The organism is Stenotrophomonas sp. AGC87 (assembly GCF_057333975.1).
Genome location: NZ_JBHFHW010000029.1, coordinates 221,032 through 223,461 on the forward strand (window position 1 = coordinate 221,032; position 2,430 = coordinate 223,461).

The window sequence follows — 2,430 nt, forward strand, 5'->3', positions numbered from 1 at the left end:
CCGTTGGTCGGCTCTACGACGGGAACAGATCGCGATGGAAGAAGTAGATTTCCTGCGCCAGGAACCGCCAGCTGGTGTGGAAGCTGCGGAAGCGCGTGCTCGGCGTGGACGAGGCCAGCGCATCGATGCCCAGGTCGCGGCACAGACGCAGCGCGCGGGCCATGTGCAGCGGATCGCTGACGATGATCACGCGGTGCAACTTGCGCTGATCCATCAAGCGCCGCGCCTCGATCAGGTTCTGCCGCGTGGTGCGTGAAGCGGTCTCGATCAGGATCGCATCGTCGGGCACGCCCTGCTTGAGCGCGTAGCGGCGCGCCACCTGCGATTCGGAAAAGCGTGCGCCGGTGCCGCCGTAGCCGCCGGTGAAGATCAGCAGCGGCGCATAGCCCTGCTGGTACAGGTCCAGCCCGTGCCGGATGCGCTCTTCGAACACCGGCGACGGCTTGGCGTCATACGCCGCCGCGCCGAGCACGATGATCGCGTCGGCCTTCTGCGCCTGGTCGCGCTCGCCGATCCAGACGATCCACGCCGTGACCCCGAGCAGCCACACGGCCAGCACAATGCACAGCCGCCACAGCCACCCGAACAAACCCACCCGTGTGCGCCGGCTCATGCCGCGCCCCACGGCAGCGCATCCAGATCGACGTTGCCGCCGGACAGCACCACGCCCACCCGTTTGCCGGCAAAGCGCGCCGGTTCGGCGAGGATCGCCGCCAGGGCGATGGCCGAGGACGGCTCCACCACCTGCTTGAGCACCTGCCAGATCTGCCGCATGGCGGCGACGGTGGCCTCATCGGCGACGGTGATGACCTCGGCCGCGCCCTGCAGCAGGGCGAAGTTGGGCGCGCCCAGCGTCCCGCGCAGGCCATCGCAGACGGTGTCGGGGGTGAACTCGACGCGGCGCTCACCAGCCGCCAGCGAGCGTGCGGTATCGGCCGCGCCCAGCGGCTCGGCCAGGACCAGCTCGACCGCCGGGTTGGCGGCCTGCAGTGCCAGCCGCGTGCCCGCCGCCAGACCACCACCGCCCACCGGCACCACCATCATGTCCAGGCCCTCGCTGGCGTGCAGCAGCTCCAGCGCAGCCGTACCCTGGCCGGCGATCACCTGGGGGTCGGTATACGGATGCACCAGGGTCGCCCCGGTTTCGGCCTGGACCTGGGCGCACATCGCCTCACGCGCGGTGATCGAGGCATCGCAGCGCCACAACGTGGCCCCATGGCGGCCGATGTTGGCCAGTTTCGCCGCCACCGCGCCCTCGGGCACCACCACGTGGCAGGCGATCCCGCGGGTACGTGCGGCCAGCGCCAACGCGGCGCCATGGTTGCCCGAAGAGTGGGTGACTACCCCGCGCCGGGCCTGCGCATCGTCCAGCGCCCAGACGGCATTGCAGGCACCGCGGAACTTGAACGCCCCGCTGCGCTGCAGATGCTCGGCCTTGAAGAACACGGTGGCGCCGGTCATCGCATCCAGCGTGCGCGAGCGCAGTACCGGCGTCACGCAGGCGTGCACGGCAATGCGCGCCGCCGCCGCCAGCACGTCGTCAACACAGGGCAAGGGTGAATCGCTCATGACGCAAGATTAACGTATGCCCCACGTCCACACCCGTCTGGATGAACGTGTCAGCATGGCAACCATTCATTCGGATCGGGCCGAGTTAAGGGCCGATTCAATGCCTTGGGCTGAAGCTGGCCCTACAGCCCTTTGGGGGGACCCCATCATGAAAATGCGCCTTGTTCTTGCCGGTGGCCTGTTATTGGCCCTGTCCGGCTGCGCGACGTACGACTATGTCGGCGGTGGCGGCGGTGGCAACGGCTACTACCACGGCGCACCCTCGGTCGAGTACCGCTACCCGGCCGGGTATCCCTACGGGTACGGCAGCGGCTACTACGGTGGTGGTGGCTATTACGGTTACGGCGGTGGGTATGGCGGTGGCTACGGCTATCCGGTGTATCGCCCGTACCCGAACTATCGCCCGCCGCACAATCATCGGCCGCCGCCGCGACCCGGCAACGGCAACCCCACCCGTCCGCCGGATCGCCCGCGTCCCAACAACGGCGGCTCCCCGTGGCGGAACATGGATTCGCTTGGTGGCCCGCGCCGCCCGCAGCAGCAGCAGCAACAGCAGCGCCCGTCGCCGCCGCCCCAGGCACGCCCGGCCCAGGCACCGCGTCCGGCTGCGCCGAGGATGAACGGTTCCCCGTGGCGGAATCTCAACAATGCGAACCAACGCACAGTTGAGCCCTGAGATGGCTTGATTTTCACGCGCCCGGCAGTTCACTCTAGCCGGGCGGTGACAGTCACGGTCACAAAGTGCCAAAAGCGACAAGTGGCGTCACATTCGGCTCTATGTCGATATCCGCCAGGAACATCTGGATCCCCCCTGTTCCGGCCCTGTCGGATGTCGGCACCTACAACGCAGAAGGGCCCCCC

Annotated in this window: 3 protein-coding genes; 1 reads left to right on the forward strand and 2 read right to left on the reverse strand. The window is 68.4% G+C overall.

Features of this window, described 5'->3' with window-relative positions:
* Positions 1-13 precede the first annotated feature (13 nt).
* Positions 14-625: a YdcF family protein gene (locus ACE026_RS10980; protein ID WP_486039023.1), complete on the reverse strand. Its 612-nt coding sequence runs from the start codon at positions 623-625 to the stop codon at positions 14-16.
* The gene (locus tag ACE026_RS10985) at positions 610-1,569 is read right to left on the reverse strand and encodes a pyridoxal-phosphate dependent enzyme (protein WP_486039024.1); all 960 of its coding nucleotides are present in this window, start codon (positions 1,567-1,569) and stop codon (positions 610-612) included. Before ACE026_RS10985 ends, ACE026_RS10980 begins: the two co-directional genes overlap by 16 nt.
* A gap of 148 nt (positions 1,570-1,717) precedes the next feature.
* Here ACE026_RS10985 and ACE026_RS10990 point away from each other — a divergent pair, with 148 nt between their 5' ends.
* Positions 1,718-2,245, forward strand: a complete 528-nt coding sequence (locus ACE026_RS10990; protein ID WP_486039025.1) for a hypothetical protein — start codon at positions 1,718-1,720, stop codon at positions 2,243-2,245.
* The last annotated feature ends 185 nt before the right edge of the window (positions 2,246-2,430 follow it).

Coding starts and splice junctions, on each gene's coding strand:
- ACE026_RS10985 (WP_486039024.1), bottom strand. CDS start 1,569: ATGAGCGATTCACCCTTGCCCTGTGTTGACGACGTGCTGGCGGCGGCG.
- ACE026_RS10990 (WP_486039025.1), top strand. CDS start 1,718: ATGAAAATGCGCCTTGTTCTTGCCGGTGGCCTGTTATTGGCCCTGTCC.